Here is a 21981-nt window from a genome sequence, read left to right on the forward strand (position 1 = left end):
GCTCTAATTTCATAACTTTTTTATTATGTTTTTTACTCGCGCTTACAAAATTAAATTTTGGTAATACTTTTATTTGGCTATTTTTGAAAGTTGTGATAAACACTCCAAAGCCAACTAGAGAAGGGACACTTTAATGGCTGGAGCGCTACGCAGACTTCGGTCTGAATTGGAGTACCAAAGATATGCATGGAATGTATTTTATCGTTGGTATGTATTAAGAGACTATAAAAAATAAAAAAACCCTTTGGGAATAGCCTCCCAAAGGGTTTTTTTTAATTTGTCCTTGGCGGATACTTACTAAGGTATCGAGAAAAATAAAATAAACCTAGAATAGCAAGCGCTAAGATAAAAGCCGGTAGAATGGTTATTGAGTTTTGCAAAGCTCTGAGTGCTCCAGGAACTTGGTCCGTAAATCCCTCACCAGATTCTCTCCACCCAAACAGAGCAAGAATGAGCGATAGTATTAATGGTGCAATTGCGTTTGAGACTTTTTGCCCAAATAACCAAATCGCGCTAAATGCACCCTCGATAGCATCTCCAGACTCGCTGCGAGTTATATCCATGAGATCGGGATAAATTGCCCATGGGATCTGTTGGTATGCGCCATTTGTCATTCCCGCGACGACAAACAAGATGGCTATCAGCATGATGTCTACAGATGGTAAACTTAAAAAAATCGCAATAAGTAAAATTATATAAATAACGAGCCCAAAAATTAATGCACTAACTTTTCCTAAGCGAGCTGACATCCAAACCCAGAAAGCCTGACTTAGAATAGACCCAAACACAAAGCAAGCGAACAGTAATGACAGTATTCCAAGCGCACTAGATGCGGGCGACAATAAGGAATTCCCACTATCAAAGATTAAATAGATTGCAGCAAAAGGGAGCCCAGCGGTTATTAGTGCAATTGCTAGGGTCATGATTCCATAAAGGCAAACTAAAATAACAAATGGTTTGTTCTTAAACACCAATAGCCAGGTTGACATAAATCCCCGAGCCGAAGGCGATAATATCCTTGGTGCTGTACGAGTTGACCATAAGGATCCCCAGATGGATAAAATTATAATTGGAGCAACGTATATTGCTGCTGTAAAATGGCCATCTCGTGTACCTCCGGCGAGCTGAGGAATTACCGCACCACCAAGTAGTATCCCCACACTTGCAAAAGCCATTCTGAAACCCATCATTGTTGATCTTTCTTTGGGATCCTGCGTCATCTCACCGGCCGTGGCTCCATATGGAATTGCTACCATGGTAAAGCCAACTGTGGCCAATGCAAAGAAACCGCCAACCCAAATGAGAGTTCCTAAAAGGCTTAATGATTGGGGCACCCCAAATAATCCAATGATACCCCCAGAAAGAATTAACGCACCGATGACCATCCACGGCACTCTTCTTCCCCAACGCGAGTGAGTTCGGTCAGAAAGATAACCTACTATTGGATCAGTAATTATGTCGAAAATCAAAACACTTGTGGTCAGTAGACCAGCAATTCCAACAGGAACGTTAAGATAATTTGTTAAAAATGATAAAACTAATAATTGTTTTACTATAACAAAGACTACGATACCCATATCAGCCAGACCCCAGCCGGCTTTTTGACCAACCGATAATGTCCGAGTATGCGTTAGCATTTTTAGTTACCTCAAATCTAATAATCTATATTTAAGTGAAATTAGTATGTTCGACCAGCATCACAGGCTTTGTTAAAATTTATTTAAAAACACATTAGACTTTCTGATGCACTTCTACAATGTTGCCTTCGGGATCGTGAAAAAAGACTTGATGCCATTCCTTTGCAAATGTTGTCCCATAGTCGGAATATGGTATTTTTCTATCATCCAAAAGTTTAATAAACGAATTTATATCGTCTGTTCTGAAAGCTATGTGACCTCTTTCCACTGGATTGATGTGCTTATTATGCTTGTGGGCAACATCAAGGTTTCTTTCTGCAAGATGCATTTGCATGACCCCATCGGTCGCAAATTTTATTTCACCGCTATAACCTTTCTCTTCAGTTTCAGATGGTCTTGGAAAATTTGCTATGGGAACATTTTCTAAGCCCAAGACGTCCGTATAAAATTCATGCATTTTATTAACATCGGTCGAAACGAAATTAATGTGATGAAATTCAAGTCGCATATTTTGATCCTATTTTTAAAAATTTTACCAAGTAGATGCACTAATCAGCTAATATTGGAACTCGTATCGAGAAAGATTCTTGCTAGCCACCCTTTGCCAAGCCCCAAAAATGAGAAAGACAGATCCTATCAATTAACCAGAATAAAGCATAGAAAAATACGCCAGTTAATATAGAAATAACGTAAAACTCTAGTCTATCGGCAAGCACCATGTCATTAAGGAAAGGATATGGAAACCCAGCCGCCTTTGACCCAGCTGGCGAGTTATTTAAAGGACCAGTGACAAACTCAGTCCAGCCCACATAAGAGAAGCTGATTGACAGAGCCAATATAATTCCAGACTTAAACTGCCTGAAAGACCTGTTTAGAAGGATCGAGTCTAGAAAAAGTAGTAGTGGCCCCAACAAATGTAAGTAGTATTCTTGAAACCAGACAATACTACCAGAATAATTCACTAATTTGGGATCAATGAAGTATAACCGCCAATAAAGAAAAACAACCAATACATTCAAAACACATACAGCAGAAACAATCGCAAAGTGATTTTCTTTTTGTTCGTAAAAAGTGCGCCGAAATAACATTCCAGTCACAATTACATTACCAGTAAGTCCCCAAATAGTAAGATATCTAAACTGGAGTCCGAACCCTTTATAATTTGCCACATAAAACTGATAAAACCAATAAAGTATGGCAATCACAAAGCAGAAACCCCTAAAATAAAGTAAGTTCCTATGCGGCTTATTATTATGCAAAATGTTATTTTCTTTTTTTTGTAACTATTGGTCTTAACGCTCTTCAAAAAAAAGAGAGGCATTACATAGATTTCTTTTAACCCATGAAATTGCTAACTAAAACGATTATTTTTTGTTTTAGAATTTTCACTGTAGCTTTTGCAAACGCAATCAATTTCGAAGAAACAGTTTAAAATTAATGCCAATTACAGCTAGTTGTTAAGCTACTTTCAACACACGGTCGGTAGCTGCGAGAACTTGTGATAAAGAACGCCCAGAATCTGATAAGTCACCATTTGTCGTCAAATACCCACAACGAATAGCGATCTCGTGCACGTCTCCACGGGTTATTTGGCCCATTCTCAACCGGCAATAGTCCAGAACTAGCTGTTTTTTCTTACTCTCGTTTACAGCGGTCATCTAAAAAATCCTATAATTCTTTCTACTTTTACCCCGCGTGTCGAAGCGCTACTTCTCCAGTTCAGGAGCAAGATTATTGTAGAGAAATACCATGAACCAGATTGTTAAAAGTATTATAGGCACTATGCCAAGCAATAACATAGTTTCAATCTGCTGGTTAGACATACCCTCGCCAAGAAGTTTCTTCCATGTTAGTCCCATTTCCATTTCACGCCCCTTCTAACTAGCGATTGCCGGCACGCTCTGTACAAGAGTGAAGAATCCCGTGGCAATCGCAATACATACGAGTGTAGCGATGCCTAAAATTCGCTGCCTATCATCCATAGAATAAAATTTGTCGCCGCAACTGGGGCACGAACTGCTCAGCGAATTAGCAATGACATTACATTTCTTACAGCTAAAATTTTCCATATATTATAAATAACTTCCAAGAAAAAAAAGTCAATAAATACAATAGTATACATAAAATATCTAGAAAATTCAGTACACTAAATTTGTATTCAAATGTATGCCATAAGACAAAGCTCCTGGTACACCGTCTGTAATAAGTGATAACTCCCTAATTGATCTTTATCTCTCTTCCGGATTAAGCTCATTTTATTGAAATATCTCACAATCTGTAGACTGACTATTAATGATTAATGCACTTTCAAATCGCTCAGCTTACCCCTGCCTCGACCAAAATATTTATCTTAATCAAGCATCACTAGGCTTACTGAGTGATGAAACAGTAAATGAAATGACAGAATTTCTCAGTACTGTCGCAAGGTACGGTAACCTTAAAATGACAGATAGAGAGGAAGCAAATTTTCTAAACCCCTTAAGGGGAAAAGTAGCAAGATTAGTGCAGGCGAAACAAAAAAATATAGCACTGGTATCGAGTGCCAGCGAGATATTGTCTCAGATCCCCGAGTTGTGTAAGCCAAGAATACGAAGTAACGTTATTCTTGTTTCTACAGATTTTCCAGCAATTACACGACCTTGGCTACTTAAGGCTAAGACGAGCGATTTTGAAGTCTGCTTTATTCATGAAGTACCAGAGACTGATCTCACAAATGCTATTATCGAAAAAGTTGATTCCAACACATCTGTTGTATGCCTTAGTTACGTGCAATTTGCCTCTGGGACACAGATCAACGTAGAAAAATTAAGCCAGCATACGAAGGAAGTTGGAGCAAAATTAGTTATTGATATTACTCAGGCCGCGGGCGCAGTGCCAATAAGCATAAATGACTGGGCCGTAGATATTCTGGTATGCAGTGGCTACAAATGGTTGGGAAGCCACGGGGGTATTGCCTTTGGATGGTTTTCAGACGAAATTTTAGAACTAGATCCTCCTGCAATCGGCTGGTTCGGTAACGAAAACCCTTTTGACATGGAAGCAACCAAGTTGAACTTATCGAAAACAGCAGCAAAATATACTCAATCAACTTTATCATATGTTTCGGTTGTAGGCTTGGATGTTGCGATAGAACAACTTTTGAAGATTGGAGTTGTAGAAATAATGAACCACTCTGACAAACTAGCAGAGCATTTATTCGCAATTATAGCTAACAGCGACTGGAAAGCATATAGACCAACGAAATCAAAAGGATCCAGTTCCCATATTGTTTCACTAATGCATCCATCTAGCCATACAATCAGACGCAAGTTTGAATATTTATCTGAAGAAGGTTTGATTTGCGGAATAAGAAATGACCGCCTTAGAGTATCAATTTCTCATTATAATGACAGTAACGACATTGAACAACTGGGGGCCTATTTACTTCGTGAATAATCACTAGTGGCTACAATTTATAACTGTAATTTTTATCAGGAAAAGAATTGACACAACACCAACTGAAAAAATTATTTGAGCCTTTAAATATAAGACAAAAGGTTTTTAAAAATAGAATTTTCTCGACTGGGCATATGGCTGTGATGCTTCAAGAGGGCTTCCCAACCGATGATATGATTGCGTACCATGAATCAAAGGCAAAAGGTGGAGCAGCTCTAACAATTATAGAAGCGGCGCGCGTACACCCATCGGGAAATTCTGGACGACCCGCAATACGCGCATACGACCCTAGATGTGTTTCTGGATATAAAAAATTGGTAACCAAGTGCCATAATTATGACTGTCTTGTCTTTGGTCAGCTCACACATCCTGGCCGAGAAATGACAAATTTGGAAGATGGAACTATTCCAGTAGCATATGCTCCATCTGCAAGCCCGAACGAACGATTTCATATCATGCCTCGTGAAATGTCAGAACAAATGATTGATGAGATTGTAACAGGTTATAAAATTTCAGCCCAAAATTTAAGAACAGCCGGGCTCGATGGTATAGAAATTGTTGCATCTCACGGTTATCTTATCGGTCAATTTTTAAATAAAAACGTAAATCAGCGAAAAGACAAGTATGGCGGCAATTTTAGAAACAGGTACCGAATTTTAGATCAAATTATTGACGCCGTTAAAGATGGCTCAAGCCATGACATGTTAGTTGGCGTAAGATTGTCGGGAAATGAAAAAGAATTCCAAGGGATGGAATTAAAGGGAACACTCGAGCTGATTGAGGAACTAAACAAGAATGAAAGCATAGACTACATTAATGTAACAGCGGGAACTTCTGCAGGATTAAAAGGATCAACGCATATAGTTCCTTCAATGCGTTTTGAACCAGGATATACATTACCGCTTTCACAAGCCATTAAGGATGTCTCAGACAAACCAGTTTTTGTAGCAGGCCGCATTAACACACCCCAACTTGCAGATAAAGCATTGATACAAGGATCGGCAGACATGTGCGGCATGACAAGGGCAATAATTTCAGATCCAGAAATGCCCCTCAAAGCAGAAACTGGTAGATTTGATGAGATCATTGCGTGCGTTGGATGTAATCAAGCATGTATAGGACATATGCTTAATGGGCAGCCTATTTCATGTATTCAACGCCCTGAAACCGGTCGTGAATTGACTTTTAGTCATTTGAGCCCGGCCCCTGAAAAAAAGAAAATTCTCGTAATAGGAGGCGGCCCAGCAGGAATGAAAGCAACTGCAGTTGCAGCTTCGCGGGGGCATTCAGTAAAATTGATTGAAGCCACCTCTAAGTTAGGCGGTCAGGTAAATTTGGCAGAACGGCTACCCGGTAGATCCGAATTTGGAGGCATAACGACAAATTTGGAAAATATGTTACGTACAAAGGACGTTGAAATTAAGCTGAATACAGAAGCATCTTTACAGCTTATTAGAGAAGAGGCACCAGAAGTTATCATCTTGGCAACAGGTGGAAAATCATTTGAACCAAAAATAGAGGGCAAAGAAAGTGCTCACGTAGTTACTGCTTGGCAACTATTAGAGGGCAAAGCTAATGTAGGCTCACGAGTAGTAATTGCCGATTGGCGTTGTGACTGGGTTGGTTTGGGAGTGGCTGAGCTATTAGCACGCCAAGGCTGTCATGTAAGGCTAGCATGCAACGGTATGGTTCCGGGGCAAACTATTAATCAGTATGTCCGTGATAATTGGCTAGGCACCTTACATAAACTAAATGTAGAAACACTCACTCACTTGAGGTTACGTGGCGTTGACTCTGACGATACTTATTTCCAACACACTTTGAGTGAGCAGCCCGTTATTTTAAATGATGTTGATACCCTTGTGACTGCATTTGGTAGTAAAGCCAAAAATACTCTCGAAAAAGACCTCAGAAACAAAGTTCAATCTGAGCTGTATGTGATTGGTGACGCATTGAGCCCGCGAAGCGTAGAAGAAGCTATTCTCGATGGCCTCAAAACCTCAGCCAAAATATAAACACAGTACTTAAACAGTTAGCAATACTTCTCAGGACCTATCCACTGTTTGTCAGAATATCTATCACCTTGTGCCCACCCAACTGGAATTACTTCCTCAATTTGCAACATCTGTTTAGTTGAGAGTTTCAACCGGGCGCCATCACAATGCTCTCGGAAATGTTTAACGGAACGGGTTCCTGGGATTGGAATAATATGTTTGTTCTTATTCAAAAGCCATGCAATCGCAAGTGTGGCCGCAGCAACCCCATTTTGAGCTGCAAGATCCCTGAATTTTCCCGTAGCTTCAATATTAAAGGTAAGATTGGGTTCATTAAAACGTGGATTTTTACTTAACCAATCCATTTTCTCTACTTCAACTGATGAGTGCGGTCTGTCGGTAAGCAAGGATCTGCCCAACGGCGAAAATGCAACGAGTGCTGTGCCAAGCTCTGCAGTAGTTTGCACTAAACCTAATTCTGGACTTCGTACTGAAAGGGAGTACTCGGACTGAACGGCCGCGACATGATGAATAGATGCCGCTCGCCGCAGTGAGGATGGCGCAATTTCTGAAAATCCAAATGACCGAATTTTCCCTGCTTTTACAAAACTTGCAAGGGTTTCAGTTACCTCCTCTATAGGAGTATTCTGATCGCGGCGATGGATGTAGTACAGATCAATGCTTTCAACTCCCAAGCGTTTTAAGCTGCCATCCAATTCTTTTTTCAAATAATCGGGACTGTTGTCGAATTCCGTTTTGCCAGTTTGAATATTGCCTTTAATTCCTACTTTGGTCGCAATCGAGAAAAGAGTGTTTCGTTTTGAGCCTTGTTTGGCGAGAAAACTACCAATCGCAGCCTCTGATGCTCCACCTCCATAAACGTTTGCCGTATCTATATGCGAAATCCCCTGATCCAAAGCCTCAGCCAATATCTTATGTGACTCTTGTTCATTCGTAGGGCCATAAAAATTACTAAAAGACATGGCACCTATTCCGATAGCAGATACGTCAGCACCGTATTTACCGAGCTTTCTTTTTTCCATAAGTAAAAATCCTTTTAAACGTCATGGAACATTCTTACCAAAACTACTGTCCCTAAATTAAAAAGAATGGACAAAAATTCAAGTGGCCTCGGGGGCCAAAACAAACACAAAAGGTGTACTGAAAGTTATTTGAGATCAAAAACGGCCACAATCAACCTTAATTTTATCACCTGTAATTGCAGAGCTGAGATCGGATGCCAAATATAGAGCAGCCCGTGCCACTTCATCTGGATAAACCCAGCGTTTTAAGGCAGCTACTTCAGTGTAGTTATCACGCGCAATCTCTTCTACCGAGCGACCTTCAGCTAATGAGCGACGTTCTAATACGCCGTCCATATTCTCTCCAGCAACTGCACCTGGCAACAAAGCATTTACGCGAACATTATGTTTACCAAGCTCTCTGGCCATTGTTTCCGTTACGCCAACCAAAGCAAATTTACTTGCTACATAGGCAGAGCGCATTGGATAACCCTGCACTCCCATAAGCGATGACATATTTATTATGGACCCCGCTTCTTGATCAATCATAATTTTAGCGGCTTCTTGAAGGCAATGCATGGCTCCAACTAAGTTGATGTTGAGACACTCAACCCAAGCATTCATGTCCACATCTGCTACCTGAGCGATTGGACCTGGGCCACCGGCATTATTCACTAACACATCCACCTTTCCGAAGACTTTAAGAGCCTCAGTGAACACGTGTTTAACCTGTGCATGATTTGAAACATCGCAAGCTATAGGGTGTCCATTTATTTCGTTGGCCACACTTTTTAAGAGATCATTACGACGTCCAGTTACAACTACTTTCGCACCTGCATCTGCAAAAACCTTTGCAGTAGCTTTTCCTATCCCAGATCCACCACCAGTAACAATAGCTACCTTCCCATCTAAACGGCACAGTTCTTCAACTCTATTCTTCATAATCATACCTCACTAAACTCACGTCCTGGGTCAAACAAAGGCAATTCTGGCTCTTGCCCAAGAATATAGTCACCCATTAATCTACCCATGTAAGGGCCAATTGTATAACCTCCCCTTACACATCCCAGAACAAAAGCATTTTCAATGCCCGGCAAAGCACCAGCAAGTGGATAAAAATCTGGTACATTTGCCTCGAAGCCAACCCAGCTACGTGTCACGCGCGCATTTGAAAGCTCTGGTAACACATGTTGTGCAAGGGATAAATTTGGGATTAGCGTTTTTGCTGTAACATTCCCGCGTCCGTCTTGCGGAACTCCCTGTCCCTGCCATCCGCCACCAATGAGAATTGCACCATTGCTTTTCTGTTTCATGGTTAAAAGTCCAGTTGCGTGACCGACGATACTGGATATAAGAGGAGGCATTCTCTCTGTCACAGACACAGTATTGACACGCGCACGGACCGGCAAATCAACACCTAGGTCAGCAGCTATGGGTTTAAGCCAGGCCCCTGCTGCTAAAAGCAGACGCGTTGCGTGGACAGTGCCACAGGAAGTTGTTAAATTGAAGCCAGAGCTATTTCTAGTGATTAATTTAACATTGCATTTCTCACGAAATTGTACTTCGTTCTCTTTTAGACGAATGCGATAATATTGACCGGTGAGTGATGAATTTGCGTAACCATCTTCAGGACAGTAACTTGCAGCCAGAACTTTATGGCTGAGATTTTGCTCCGCAGCTCGCAGTGCATTATTGGACACAAATGTAATCGGTGCGCCCGCATCGGCCTTCAAAGCCTGACGTTCGTACAAAAGTTCAGCCTCATGCTCCGTAAAAGCAAGCGTAAAACCTCCCGTCTTTTTAAATCCAACGGCCTCGCCCATGGCTTCCCATTCACTATGACCTTTGAGCGCGTATGGCATAAGCTTAACACGCTTGATCTGCAGCGATAGTGTTCCCGCATTTACCCCTGATGCACCCTGCCCTAAATCCCCCTGATCTAGAACAATTGTTTTCATACCATCTTCAGCGAGTCGTAATGCGGTACTGCAGCCCATAATTCCACCGCCAACGATGGCTAAATCATAAGTCTTAGTCATAGCGGAGCGGGTTTCGGTATTTGCAAATCTGTATATTCAAACTCGCCTGAAAGCGCAGATGCCGAAACAGGCCGCAAAGGAGGTCTAGGTGTGGGTGGTGCAATTTTTTCTTCAGACTGATTTTCCCTATCAGCTATTATTTTGGCTATAGTTGACTGACAGTATTTTCCACCGCACGGCCCCATCCCCGCTCTCGATCCAGATTTGACGGCATTGGTTGTAGCCGCGCCTGTTTCAATCTCGTTTTCGATATCACAGCGCCGCAGACTCTCACATCTACACACGATTGTCTCTTGCGTTATCAATTTTTGAAAGCCCTTCCGCGGTATACTTAAACGAGTCATGGCCATTCCAAACCTTGATGCTCGTCGATAGCTATTAAGCAGTGTCGAATTTGAGGAATTGACCTCAGGCCTTATAGACTTTGCAGCAGAAAGTCCTGCTAATTTCCCTTGAATTTCTGCAGCCGCCGCACCTCTGATACCAGCTCCGTCACCACAGATAAATAATCCGTTAATTTTCGTAATACCGTCTTCCTCAACTTCTGGCACCCACCCACCCAGTTCAAGTTGATATTTTACATCGATACCCAAAAGTTGAGAGGCATCACTTGCAGCTTGCAAACCATGCCCTGTGCAAACACTGTCTGCTTCTATTAAACGGGCCGGACCTTTCGGTGACCAATCACTGCTTACCTTGCTGACTTTCACCGAGTGAACTTTGGTTTCTCCATCAATCTGTTTTATAGCATGACGCCAAAAGATTGGAATGCCGGCTAGCAGAAGATCTGCAACCCAAACGAAACCACGCCTTAGAAGGTCTGTACGATACGACATGGAAGGCAACGCACGAAGCCAGTCAGCACGACTATTTGGCGTTACAATTGCGGCCACCTCACCACCAAGACGTCGTATCTCGCTTGCTACAAAGAACACCAATGGTCCCGTTCCAGAGACAACAGTTCTTTTGCCAGGTGTGAGCAGATCTCGTTTCATCAATGCGGTTGCCCCCGCCAATCCAATAACGCCAGGCAAGGTCCATCCCGGTGTTGGTTGGACATATTCTCTTGCTCCCGTGGCTAAAATGAGCACCTTAGCTCCAATCTTTTCTGAGCGCCCATTTATAATGAAATGAAGAACCCATTCGTCCAATTCCCGCTCTATTTGCCAAACCTTAGCGTTAGCAATATGTGTTAAATTACTTTCGGCGATGGATACCCGGAGTTTATCGCCATCGATAATTTCAGGCGTCATAGGAGCCGATTTAATAGCCTCACTTTTGGCACGCCAAATCTGGCCACCAGGCATTGCTTGCTCGTCTATGATGATTGTATGGCAACCCTGGCTAGCCGCCATAATACCTGCATTTGCTCCGGCAGGACCAGCACCAATTATTGCGACATCGCAGGTCTTAATCATGATCTAGTGCCTCAAAGATTGGACAATCAGTCCATCGGTCGCTATCGTCTCACAACTTTCGACTAACTTTCCACCGACTGCAACAACGCACTCCTGACATAGACCCATACAGCAAAAAGCTCCGCGGGGCTTGCCATCGGTTGGCGCATCACGCAAATGGTGTATACCGTTTTTCATCAGCGCAACCAAAATTGTTTCGCCTTTATGGGCTTTTATTAGTTGATCATCAAATTTGAAACAAATCTCTTCAGCGCGCTTAATCTGGTTGGCGCTATTTGGAATAAGGCGTATCATACGTAGTGAATACCTAAGCTGTCAAAGCAGCGCTTGATTTTATCAATATCGGCATCTGTTGCTTGGAGCACCGGATCACGGGGCACACCAGCTGGCTGACCAATTAAATTGAGTGCTGCTTTAAATGCGGCTGGCCAAGTTGCAGTACCCATCAAGAGCTCATAAAGTACCGTTAACTGATAATGTGTTTTACGATAGATTTTACCTGGCTTACCAAGCCCAACAGATGCCATTTCTGAAGGAAGCAAATCTGTAAATTCAGGACCAGTGGCGATAAAACCTTTCGCCCCTAAACCGAAAGCAGGCATGATATAATGACATGGCCCCGTCATTACCGACATCTTATCACCAAGTCGTTCAAGTAAATGCGTATGATAGAAAAAATCGCGCTGGCTCTCTTTAATCCCTATTACATGGTGATTATTCAGTAGGGTTTCAGTCTGTTCGATTGTTAGTGAGAAACCCATTCGACGCGGTGAATTGTATAGAACAAGAGGCTTATTAGTTGCCTCGGATACTTTATCAAATCTCGCCATTAATTCTGCCTCAGAAGCTTTTAAGACGTAGGTTTGCGGCATAGATAGCAACACATCTGCGCCGTTTTCTTCCGCGGCTCTGATATAGGATAGTGAAGCATCGATTGTCGCTGCAGAAATGCCCATCATAATTGGGACACGGCCCCGAGAAGTATCCTTTGCCAGGCGGACGAGGCGCCCTCGCTCTTCAGCGGAAAGTGCCCAGCTTTCACCATTATCACCTGCAATGCAGACGCATGTCGCACCGCGTTTTATAAGAAATTCGAATAAATCAATGAAAGCATCTTCCATTATTTCACCCTTTTTATTATATGGTGTGGCTATCGCCGGTACATACCCAAATAAATTTTCTTTTTTCATTTCCCTACTCAAACTGGAATTACGCAACTGAAAACTGAAGCATACTCCGCATCAATTATATATAATAACCGAGCATTATTGGGATGAAATGCTACTGAGGTTGTCCAAAGTCCTTCGGGCAATCTGATCTCAGCAAGTCTATCTCCAACTTTATCAAACAAATAGGAACGCCCTGCTTGTGCTTGAGCAACTGCTAACCATCCCAAAGAGTTGCTAGCCAAACCGTCCGGACCTAAACCACCAGAAAGTTGAATGAAAGTACCCACCATAGGTTGGCCAGCTTCTGAAAGGCTTGAGGAAAATTGCCAAACCTGATTTGCACGGGTAGCAGCTACGTAAACCAAATTTCTGTCACTCGATAGGCAAATACCATTCGAATAAGGTACACAATCAATTAACAATCTTAGAGTTCCCTTTGGACATCGACGATAAACCCGACCACTTGGATTACTAATTGAACTCCTGCCACTATCTGTAAACCATAAGCTTCCATCGTCATCAAGGCACATATCTGAGAGACCTAGAAACGGTTGATTATCAACACCATTACTCAAAACCTTGAAACTATCATATCCCGTAAATTCGATCAGGCCATGCCTGTGATCGACGGCAATATGCCTCCCGTCTTTAGTAATCCGCATCGAGTGAGGCTCTCCATCTATTTCATGCATCACCTCCCAGTGACCTTCTGGTGATATTCGAAAAACGCGCCCGTAGGGCACATCGGAAAGCCAAAGATTTTGGTCTACGTCAAAGAATGCACCTTCAAGAAATGAATGCATTTTATGTCCTGGCCGCGTCATCTCTGCCCAGGGAGACGGTTTGCCACGATGTCGAAAAGATTCTGGAAGTGTGTACAAGGGAACGGCAGTTAACTCGAGCATCACTCCACTATCCTCTCCAAAAAAAGCAGATCAATTTCATTTTCATTCATGCCGATCGCCTTTAGTACTTCTCTACTGTCTTGACCTAAGGTCGGTGGGGCTTTGTTAATTACTGGTCCACCTTGGCTCATTTGAAAGGGGGCAGAAGGCAAACGTATCTCTGAATTTTCAGAAGTGCTTGTATAATAACCTCGAGTTATGATTTGTTCATCCTTGATCGCCTCCTCAAGAGTCAAAATAGGCTCAGCGGGAATATCCCATTTATCCAGTAGCTGCTGCCACTTCTCTGTCGGTTCCTGGATAAAGACATTCTTGAGTTCTTTATAAATATCCTCAGAATTTGACCAAACATCATCCCATACTTCCACACCAGACAATGAGCATATTTCAAAACCCTGTTCCTTTAAGCATTGCGAAAGTTTGCGATACTGAGATGGTTTAAAGGCTCCTAGCATAATAATTCCATCAGCAGTAGCAAATGGCGAAATGCCTGCCTCTCTAGGTTTCTCCTGCAAAGGCGAGCATTGTTTTGCAGCTACTTCTGGAGCCATTAAGCTAAGCGCAACCTCGAGCATTGAAGCACTTATGTAGCATCCTTTTCCCGTTCTAGACTTTTGTAACAACGCTGCTGATATGGCAAAAGCAGCGGAATAACCAGCAGCATAATCAACGAAAGATAGTCCTGGTTTATTGCCATCTGACTGCGAAATTATACCTGAAGCAGCCTGAATTGTATTATCGTAGGCGCCTTTAAAAGATTTTGGGCCCTCATCACCATATCCAGTCATAGAACAATAAACGATACCAGGGTTACGAACGCGTAATTCATCGTACCCAAAACCTAGCTCCTCCATCACGCCTGTTGAATAATTTTCCAGAAATACATCAGCACTCTCTACTACTCTTAAAAGAGTTTCACGGCCTGCATCAGTACGTAAATCAATAGCAAGAGATTTCTTATTACCACCTTGAACTTGATAAGTTAGGCCAAGTCCATTTTTGTTCAGTTCAGCTATTGGGCCCCGGTTTCTGGCGCAATCAGGAGCTTCGGGCATCTCAACTTTAATAACTTCTGCTCCCAGCAAAGAGAATTGATAACCACAGAAGGGTGCTGCTAGAACCTGAGATACCTCAATCACTTTTATTCCCTGCAACGCGCCTTGCAAACTTACTCTCCCATATTTGGATATTGAAAATTATATTAAGTTAACTATTAATGGTTACTATACAAAACAAAATTTCATATGCAAAACGGTAGTATAATGTCTAGCGTGCTTCACCGATCTTTGAACTCCACTCTACCGATTATCAAAAGCGTGGACGCGAATTACCTGATAGATGAACACGGCAAACGCTACCTAGACGCATGCGGTGGGGCGGCAGTATCATGCCTAGGTCATGACAATGCTAAGGTACGAGCAGCGCTAAAGGATCAAATTGATAAATTGGCATTTGCTCACTCTGGCTCCTTTACAAATGAGCCCACTGAGGAACTAGCTGAGTTTTTAATTAACCGTGCTCCTTCCGGCCTTGGTGCAGGGCGGGTTATGTTTTTAGGTAGCGGATCAGAAGCTATGGAAGCAGCATTAAAACTCGCGAGACAGTTCCATTTAGAGAGAAAAGATACAAAACGGGTAAACATTATTGCACGAACCCCATCGTACCATGGTAACACTCTTGGGGCACTCGCTACAGGTGGCCACGCCGGCAGGCGCGCTCCTTTCCAGCCGATGCTTATGCAAGTACACCACATTGATGCCGCATACCGCTACCGAATGAAGTTAGAGGACGAGAGCGAAGACGAGTATGCGCTTCGTATGGCCAATCAACTTGAGAAAAAAATTCGTGATCTGGGCCCTGAAACAGTAATGGCATTCGTCGCAGAACCGGTAGTAGGCGCATCTCTCGGATCGCAGCCTGCACCAATAGGATATTTCAAACGAATACGGGACATATGTAATAATTACGGTGTTTTGTATATCGCTGATGAAGTAATGTGCGGCATGGGCCGAACCGGCACTCTTTTTGCGTTAGAGCAGGAAGGAATATTTGCTGATATTACCACATTGGCAAAAGGACTTGGGGCAGGTTATCAGCCAATAGCTGCCGTCATGGCGTCAGAGAGTGTAGTTTCCGCTATTAAAAAAGGCAGTGGAACCTTATGGAATGGACATACTTACATGTCGCACTCAGTTGCAACCGCTGGTGCCCTAGCGGTTCAAAAAGTGATTGAAGATGAAGGCTTGCTTGAAAATGTCAAAATGCGCGGAGACCAGTTAGCTCTTGCACTTAAGAAGCAATTAGATGCAAAAGAAAATATTGGCGATATACGCGGCCGTGGACTGTTTTGGACTGTTGAGTTGGTTGCAGATACGCTAACCAAGAAACCTTTCTCCGCCCATTTGAAAGTAGCACAAAGGATACAAATAATAGCTAAAGAGCTTGGATTAATGTGTTATCCTGCCCAAGGGTGTGCAGATGGTGAAAATGGGGATCATGTTTTGTTAGCACCGGCTTACAATTCTACAAGCACGGAAATTGATTTGATCGCAAAAATAACCACTAAGGCAATTAGTATGGCTCTATCAGAGGTTACTTGACAAAATGAAAGTATCAGCGGCACAAATTTTACCCCTAATAGCACTATATCTGTACTGGATCATATCAGGTATACATAGCCGTCTTAAACACTTGGCCGAGGTAAACCCAATGGCAAACCCCAAGATAAAAAACATGATACTGATAAATAACACCCAAATTATAAATAATCCCAACCATATTTCAAAGAGCAAGCTAATACTCTCAAATAAATCTAGTTATCTGCAACGGCTGAAGAGAGGCAGACCCAAGGTTTAATACTAATGACTAACAAGCAGCAAACCAATATATTATTACCGACTAATGAAGACACTACGGGACCCTACTTCCCAACCTATTTCAGCGATGAGAGCTACGAAGATCTTACACAAATTCATTCCGGTGTTATTGCAGGTCCTTCGGGGCAAAACATAATTTTGCGAGGCAGGGTACTTGATCGCAATGGTAAACTTGCAAATGGGGTTCTGCTAGAATTCTGGCAGGCAAATGCAAAGGGTATCTATCGCAATCCCTCGTCTGAGAACCATCCAGGTTTAGACCCATGGTTTGACGGATATGGTCGCCTACGCAGTACGACTGGTGAATATACTTATCGAACAATTTTCCCTGGTGCGTCGAAAGATCGAGCACCAAATATCACCATAACTATTTTTTCGGATGGAATTAATCGTATAGTAACACAAATTTTCTTTGCTGATCAGAAAGCAAACGAAATAGATCCTCTGTTAAAAACCCTAAGTGACCAAGACAGAAAGCGGCTTACTGCCAAATATGAAGGACCGTCTCCAGATGGTGCAGACGTTTATACACTTGATATCATTATGGCAGGCGACAACGAAACGCCATTTTTTGACGATTTTCTAAGCTAGCATAGGTAGGAATTATGACCAGTATTGGACGACAATTAAGCATCGGGAAAACAGATAATACTTCGGATCAACGCACTCCAAGAAAAAGACTTCGCTTAATACCAGCCGATGTAAGAGAAAGTTTTGTGCCAGTCATCCCCGCCCGAGCCGTTCAGCGTCAAAATGAATGGGATCTTACCCGAATAGCCCCAAACCGTCCTCGCGCTGAAGGATCTCCGATAGAAGTAAAAGGAACGGTCCGCAATGAAAGTGGCACCCTACTAAGGGGTGCATTGATAGAAATTTGGAACGCAAACCACCACGGTCGTTACCGTCATGTGGAAGATCATTCTGGTCTAAAGCTTGATGAAAATTTCTTTGGGATCGGTCGTGTAATTACTGATGAATATGGAAACTATCGCTTCTGGACAATAAGCCCAGGTGCTTACCTTGCAAGACCAGATATTGGGAGATGGCGACCAAAGCACATCCATTTGTCAATTAGCTGCGGTTCATCTCGAATAATAACTCAAATGTACTTTCCAAATGAACCGAACAATGCCTCTGATCCAATGGCGCTACTGATGGGCGATTCATTCGACCGAAACTTGGGGAAACCCTACGAAACTAAAATTCCAGAAGTGGATCAAGGTTACGACTTTGATATTGTCGTAGGTGGAAAGAACGCAACATTTTTTGAGTAGTTTTCCAATAATTATCAGGCCTTAGAGGCTCTATCATACCGTTTAAGACGATGAGAGCTGATTGCTCCTAAGGTGGCGAACAAAGCAACTCCTACAATCATAGCAGCAGGTGTCCCATCAAAAAACTGGCCAACTATTGCGGCTAAAAGAACAGATCCTATGGTTGCAATCGCACTGACCAAACTTGCTGCAGTCCCAGCAATGTGCCCAACAGGCTCCATAGCAAGGGCAGTCAGATTTCCCATTGTCAGACCAGCTTGAAAGAAAATACTGAACATCCAGAACAAAAAACAGAAAAAACCAAATTGACCTTCGAAATACCCAAGCCAATAGACGAAAAAAACTATAGCGCTAAAGCAAACCTGGGCTCTGAATGCAATGCTTGTGAGCATTCGCATTCCCAATTTGCGTACAAGCCGAGCATTCACATAACTCGACGACGCGGCCAGTAATGCTATTGTTGCAAACCAATATGGAAAAGTTGACGCGCGATCAAATACTTGTTCGAAGACCGGCTGGATGAGGAATATACCTATAAAAAGTATCCCATATGCAAAAACTAATGTAATAATAGAGGCAAGTATCATTTGATTAGATAAAACTTCCTTAAATGCAAGACCCACCTGTTTTAGATTAAATTCAATACGTTTTTCCTTTGTAACACTCTCATCTATTCTGAACGTCATCCACATTGTGCTAAAGGCAACAAACGCTATGAACATGAGAAAAATAAAGCGCCAATTAAATGCAAGCATTACAAATGATCCTAGGAGTGGTGCTATAGCCGGAACAAGAGCGAATATGATCATTATAAAAGATGAAATGCGGGCCATTTCACGACCTTTATAGAAATCTCGAACTAAAGCTTGAGCAACCACACGAGGTGCCGATGCTCCAACACCTTGAAGGAACCGGGAAATCAAGATCACTTCCAAACTTGGAGACAAAACACAAACTGCTGAGGTAAAAATATATAAAGACGCACCGTAGTAGATAATCGGCTTACGCCCAAAACTATCTGAGAGCGGCCCAACAATTAAAGTACCAGCCGCCATGCCAGCTACAAAAAACGATAATATCATTTGAGCATTATTAGGGCGCAGCGGCGTAAGCTCATCTGCAATTATTGATAAAGCAGGTAACATTCCATCAATTGATATGGCTACCGTTGCTACCAACATTGCCATAATGGCAACAAATTCGGCTGTTGAAATTCGCAACGAAGGACTCCTGCTAAAGTGCAAATCTTGATACCGACAACAGTTTGCACTTCAGCTTTCTACAGCAAAGCATTTGAATGTGATAGTCACAAAGAATTAGAAAATAGCTAAATTTTGGATGCAACTTTTAGGTTTTGGACAATCATAGTTTTTATACCTCTAAACCATCCATTACTTTCTTTGCAGCCCTGAAGCATTCTAAAGCCTGAGGCACGCCACAGTAAATACCAATAACATGTATAATGGCTCTAATTTCTTCAGGACTCACACCATTTTTTATTGCACCCCTACAATGAATTTCCCATTCATGCATTTTTCCCAGTGCACCGATCATCGATAGGTTCATCATAGATCTGACTTTTGGGGCAATGACGTCATCACCCCAACCGAAGCCCCAACACCAGGCAGTCATTGCTTCTTGAAAAGGGCGGGTAAATTCGTCTGCAGCTTCCAGATTACTCTCCACATAACTTGCACCCAAAGTTGCCTTCCTCTGTTCAAGTCCTTTTAAAAATAAGTCTTCATCAAAAACGCTCATTGCCAATTACTCTCTCTAATCATTGCAAAAATATCAGTTAAACCAGCAAAGCACATATTTGAACTCGTAAACTCAGTCTAGATAATAATTTTCCGCAAGTAGAAGCCTCAGCCTTAAAGCCACTGGAACCAGTCGGTCCAGCTGCACCGTCTGGCGTAATCCAGTTTCGAAACTGCGAAGACTTTCGAACAAAATGTCCATTGGAAGCTTTTGTATCATACCACTTGTCGGCCCATTTGCCTTCTTGCAGTAATCCCATTGGTTTTCCCTACTTCAATGATCTTGCGGTTTAATAAATTGATTGTTACGCAAGTCATTGAAAGCTTGGTGTAATTCCTCTTGCGTGTTCATAACAATAGGACCATGCCAAGCTACCGGCTCACGAATAGGTGATCCTGCTACTAGCAGAAACCGCATTCCCTCGGGACCTGCCCTTACTACTATCTCGTCACCAGTGCCAAAGCGTACCAAAGTGCGATTGCCAGACAGGTCGCGAATATTAAGCTCTTGGCCAAGAACTTCTTTTTCCAGTAAAACACCCTGCGGGTCTGAAGCATCTGCAAATTTACCAGATCCTTCGAAGATATATGCAAACGTGTTGCGATATGTATCAACTTTCAATGCTTTTCTAAGCCCAGCAGGCAATGATATATCGAGATATAGGGGGTCTGCTGCTATCCCATCAACCGGACCGGTTTGTCCCCAAAAAGAGCCCGTTATGACCCGTACTCGAGTACCATCATCATCAATAATTTCTGGAATTTCTTTTGCAACAACATCTTGATACCTCGGCGAGGTCATCTTTAGGCTACCCGGTAAATTTGCCCAAAGTTGAAATCCATGCATCTGACCCATTGAATTACCACTTGGCATTTCTTGATGCATAATACCTGATCCTGCTGTCATCCACTGCACGTCACCAGCCTTCAAGCTGCCAGTATTACCTAGGCTATCGCTGTGGTCGACGGTTCCGTTAAGAACATAAGTAATTGTTTCGATGCCACGATGCGGATGCCAGGGAAACCCTCTATAATAGGCTTCCGGGTTATCGTTACGAAAATCATCAAAAAGTAAAAACGGATCGTGAGCTTTTGGATCTTGAAACCCAAATGCTCTATGCAGATGAACCCCAGCCCCCTCTATTGTTGGGGTTGCCGCGCCAGTTGATATAGCAGGTCTTAAAGACATAAAAATTCCTTCCTGATTTCTAAAAGGTCTATTTAGTAAGTTTTGACATAAATAAGAGTTCTAAATGTTAAAACAAGGTAGCCTAATATTTATTTTTAGACACCTAAAATAGAAATCGTTGGATACATTTAAGGTGCTGCATATAAATATCTAATGTTTCAAAAGTATCATTTAGCTGATGGCCCACAGGTGTTTTTTCATATACTTGAGCAACTCGTTTTCCCATGGCGGGTTACAACCTTGCTTTTTACAATTTAGTGCTGCAGCCTTCCCGGCATAATGCAGCAAATCTGTTTTTTCATTAAGCTCCAGTAATGCTAGTCGGTTCAATTTTTCATTTTTAATAAGCCAAGCTAGAATCGATGCCATAAATGTATCACCTGCTCCCACAGTATCGGATAACTTTTCTACTGGATGTGACGGTAATTCATGCCACTTTTTTCCATGGAACACTGAAGAACCCTGCGCCCCTCTTGTAACTATAAGTAGCTCCGCGTTTGTAATCACCGCCAATTCTGCCAGTACATCGGCTTCATCAGCACTATCATCAAAAAGCCAGAAAAGATCTTCATCACTTAACTTTAATATATCGACTTCAGTCATAAGATTTTTAATTCTTCGTCGATAGACATCAGGTTCTGCTATCAGCGATGGCCTAACATTTGGATCTAGGGAGACTTTTACATTATTTTCCCTAGTTCTCTTAACAAACTCTTCCCAAACCAAAGCATCTTTCCCACCTGTCAATGCAAGCGACCCAATATGAAAAATAGACACCTCCGAGGTTAGATTTTTAGAGAGAGTGTCCAAAGTTACTAATCGTTCTGCCGTCTCTTCCCTGTAGAAAGAGTATGACGGAATTCCATCCTCTATATTAACCATTGCTAATGAGGTAGGAGCCGTAACTCTTGGCCCAAGCAATGAAACATTAGAGTTTAACAAGTTTTGCGCCAACTGCTCGCCGTTTTTATCTTTAGAAATAGGGGTAACATAACCTACCTTTACTCCCTGCCTACCTGCAGCCATTGCTAAATTGTAGGGAGATCCTCCGGGCACAGCCTCATATAAAGCATTCTCATTCTGGTTATCAATTTGGATCATATCCATTAAATTTTCACCACCAACGAGTATCATTTTTTACCTTTAAGTTTTACACCGCTAAATGTGCAATTGTAATTATTATTATCAAAAAGTTTAATAGGTTTCCATAAAAAAACATAATCTTTTCATAATGTTACTTCAAACTGATCAGAGGCCTTTTAATTC

Annotated in this window: 22 protein-coding genes and 1 pseudogene; 5 read left to right on the top strand and 18 right to left on the bottom strand. The window is 42.3% G+C overall.

Annotation, left to right across the window (positions count from 1 at the left end; genetic code table 11):
- Nucleotides 1-272 precede the first annotated feature (272 nt).
- The 5 genes from ACTF5Q_RS02020 to ACTF5Q_RS02040 form a co-directional block, all read right to left on the bottom strand.
- A complete protein-coding gene (locus ACTF5Q_RS02020; RefSeq protein WP_438953032.1) occupies nt 273-1637 on the bottom strand; it encodes an MFS transporter in 1365 nt (454 codons plus the stop codon).
- Between the two features lie 94 nt (nt 1638-1731).
- A complete protein-coding gene (locus ACTF5Q_RS02025; RefSeq protein ID WP_164377320.1) occupies nt 1732-2145 on the bottom strand; it encodes a VOC family protein in 414 nt (137 codons plus the stop codon).
- A gap of 82 nt (nt 2146-2227) precedes the next feature.
- On the bottom strand, nt 2228-2896 hold the full coding sequence (locus ACTF5Q_RS02030; RefSeq protein WP_438953033.1) for a hypothetical protein: 669 nt from the start codon (nt 2894-2896) through the stop codon (nt 2228-2230).
- Nucleotides 2897-3094: 198 nt separating this feature from the next.
- The gene (locus tag ACTF5Q_RS02035) at nt 3095-3295 is read right to left on the bottom strand and encodes a hypothetical protein (RefSeq protein WP_438953034.1); all 201 of its coding nucleotides are present in this window, start codon (nt 3293-3295) and stop codon (nt 3095-3097) included.
- A gap of 48 nt (nt 3296-3343) precedes the next feature.
- Complete coding sequence (locus ACTF5Q_RS02040; protein WP_164377323.1) at nt 3344-3502, bottom strand: hypothetical protein; 159 nt, start codon at nt 3500-3502, stop codon at nt 3344-3346.
- A gap of 427 nt (nt 3503-3929) precedes the next feature.
- Between ACTF5Q_RS02040 and ACTF5Q_RS02045 the strand changes: the two genes are divergently transcribed.
- Together ACTF5Q_RS02045 and ACTF5Q_RS02050 are read left to right on the top strand one after the other, a co-directional pair.
- Entirely contained in the window at nt 3930-5072 is a 1143-nt protein-coding gene (locus ACTF5Q_RS02045) for an aminotransferase class V-fold PLP-dependent enzyme (RefSeq protein ID WP_438953035.1), read from the top strand.
- A 47-nt stretch (nt 5073-5119) separates the two neighbouring features.
- Nucleotides 5120-7087: an FAD-dependent oxidoreductase gene (locus ACTF5Q_RS02050; protein WP_438953036.1), complete on the top strand. Its 1968-nt coding sequence runs from the start codon at nt 5120-5122 to the stop codon at nt 7085-7087.
- A 17-nt stretch (nt 7088-7104) separates the two neighbouring features.
- On the opposite strand, the gene ACTF5Q_RS02055 is transcribed toward ACTF5Q_RS02050, so the two are convergent.
- The 8 genes from ACTF5Q_RS02055 to ACTF5Q_RS02090 form a co-directional block, all read right to left on the bottom strand.
- A complete protein-coding gene (locus tag ACTF5Q_RS02055) occupies nt 7105-8109 on the bottom strand; it encodes an aldo/keto reductase (protein ID WP_438953037.1) in 1005 nt (334 codons plus the stop codon).
- Between the two features lie 135 nt (nt 8110-8244).
- Entirely contained in the window at nt 8245-9030 is a 786-nt protein-coding gene (locus ACTF5Q_RS02060; RefSeq protein ID WP_438953038.1) for an SDR family NAD(P)-dependent oxidoreductase, read from the bottom strand.
- A 2-nt stretch (nt 9031-9032) separates the two neighbouring features.
- On the bottom strand, nt 9033-10127 hold the full coding sequence (locus ACTF5Q_RS02065; protein WP_438953039.1) for an NAD(P)/FAD-dependent oxidoreductase: 1095 nt from the start codon (nt 10125-10127) through the stop codon (nt 9033-9035).
- Complete coding sequence (locus tag ACTF5Q_RS02070; protein WP_438953040.1) at nt 10124-11545, bottom strand: FAD-dependent oxidoreductase; 1422 nt, start codon at nt 11543-11545, stop codon at nt 10124-10126. Before ACTF5Q_RS02070 ends, ACTF5Q_RS02065 begins: the two co-directional genes overlap by 4 nt.
- A gap of 3 nt (nt 11546-11548) precedes the next feature.
- Nucleotides 11549-11839 carry a (2Fe-2S)-binding protein gene (locus ACTF5Q_RS02075; protein WP_438953041.1) on the bottom strand — a complete coding sequence of 97 codons (291 nt, stop codon included), beginning with the start codon at nt 11837-11839 and terminating at the stop codon, nt 11549-11551.
- A complete protein-coding gene (locus ACTF5Q_RS02080) occupies nt 11836-12735 on the bottom strand; it encodes a dihydrodipicolinate synthase family protein (protein ID WP_438953042.1) in 900 nt (299 codons plus the stop codon). Before ACTF5Q_RS02080 ends, ACTF5Q_RS02075 begins: the two co-directional genes overlap by 4 nt.
- Before the next feature lie 8 nt (nt 12736-12743).
- Nucleotides 12744-13619: an SMP-30/gluconolactonase/LRE family protein gene (locus ACTF5Q_RS02085; RefSeq protein ID WP_438953081.1), complete on the bottom strand. Its 876-nt coding sequence runs from the start codon at nt 13617-13619 to the stop codon at nt 12744-12746.
- A complete protein-coding gene (locus tag ACTF5Q_RS02090; RefSeq protein WP_438953043.1) occupies nt 13619-14785 on the bottom strand; it encodes a CaiB/BaiF CoA transferase family protein in 1167 nt (388 codons plus the stop codon). The genes ACTF5Q_RS02085 and ACTF5Q_RS02090 overlap by 1 nt, the downstream gene beginning before the upstream one ends.
- 96 nt (nt 14786-14881) lie before the next feature.
- On the opposite strand from ACTF5Q_RS02090, the gene ACTF5Q_RS02095 reads away from it, so the two are divergent.
- From ACTF5Q_RS02095 to ACTF5Q_RS02105, 3 genes are all read left to right on the top strand, one after another.
- Nucleotides 14882-16219, top strand: coding sequence for an aspartate aminotransferase family protein (locus ACTF5Q_RS02095; RefSeq protein ID WP_438953044.1), 1338 nt, complete (start codon nt 14882-14884; stop codon nt 16217-16219).
- Between the two features lie 261 nt (nt 16220-16480).
- Nucleotides 16481-17086: a hypothetical protein gene (locus tag ACTF5Q_RS02100; protein WP_438953045.1), complete on the top strand. Its 606-nt coding sequence runs from the start codon at nt 16481-16483 to the stop codon at nt 17084-17086.
- A 14-nt stretch (nt 17087-17100) separates the two neighbouring features.
- The gene (locus tag ACTF5Q_RS02105; RefSeq protein ID WP_438953046.1) at nt 17101-17769 is read left to right on the top strand and encodes a hypothetical protein; all 669 of its coding nucleotides are present in this window, start codon (nt 17101-17103) and stop codon (nt 17767-17769) included.
- 14 nt (nt 17770-17783) lie between these two features.
- On the opposite strand, the gene ACTF5Q_RS02110 is transcribed toward ACTF5Q_RS02105, so the two are convergent.
- The 5 genes and pseudogenes from ACTF5Q_RS02110 to ACTF5Q_RS02130 form a co-directional block, all read right to left on the bottom strand.
- Nucleotides 17784-18989, bottom strand: coding sequence for a multidrug effflux MFS transporter (locus ACTF5Q_RS02110; protein ID WP_438953047.1), 1206 nt, complete (start codon nt 18987-18989; stop codon nt 17784-17786).
- Nucleotides 18990-19140: 151 nt separating this feature from the next.
- Nucleotides 19141-19527, bottom strand: coding sequence for a carboxymuconolactone decarboxylase family protein (locus ACTF5Q_RS02115; RefSeq protein WP_438953048.1), 387 nt, complete (start codon nt 19525-19527; stop codon nt 19141-19143).
- 103 nt (nt 19528-19630) lie between these two features.
- Nucleotides 19631-19786: pseudogene (locus tag ACTF5Q_RS02120) on the bottom strand (glutathione S-transferase family protein); the annotation flags it as partial.
- Nucleotides 19787-19800: 14 nt separating this feature from the next.
- Nucleotides 19801-20715, bottom strand: coding sequence for a pirin family protein (locus ACTF5Q_RS02125; protein WP_438953049.1), 915 nt, complete (start codon nt 20713-20715; stop codon nt 19801-19803).
- Between the two features lie 171 nt (nt 20716-20886).
- The gene (locus tag ACTF5Q_RS02130; RefSeq protein ID WP_438953050.1) at nt 20887-21849 is read right to left on the bottom strand and encodes a carbohydrate kinase family protein; all 963 of its coding nucleotides are present in this window, start codon (nt 21847-21849) and stop codon (nt 20887-20889) included.
- Nucleotides 21850-21981 lie beyond the last annotated feature (132 nt).

Source organism: Candidatus Salinivivens marinus, from assembly GCF_965655845.1.
GTDB classification, from domain to species: Bacteria; Pseudomonadota; Alphaproteobacteria; order Rhodobacterales; family Rhodobacteraceae; genus Salinivivens; species Salinivivens marinus.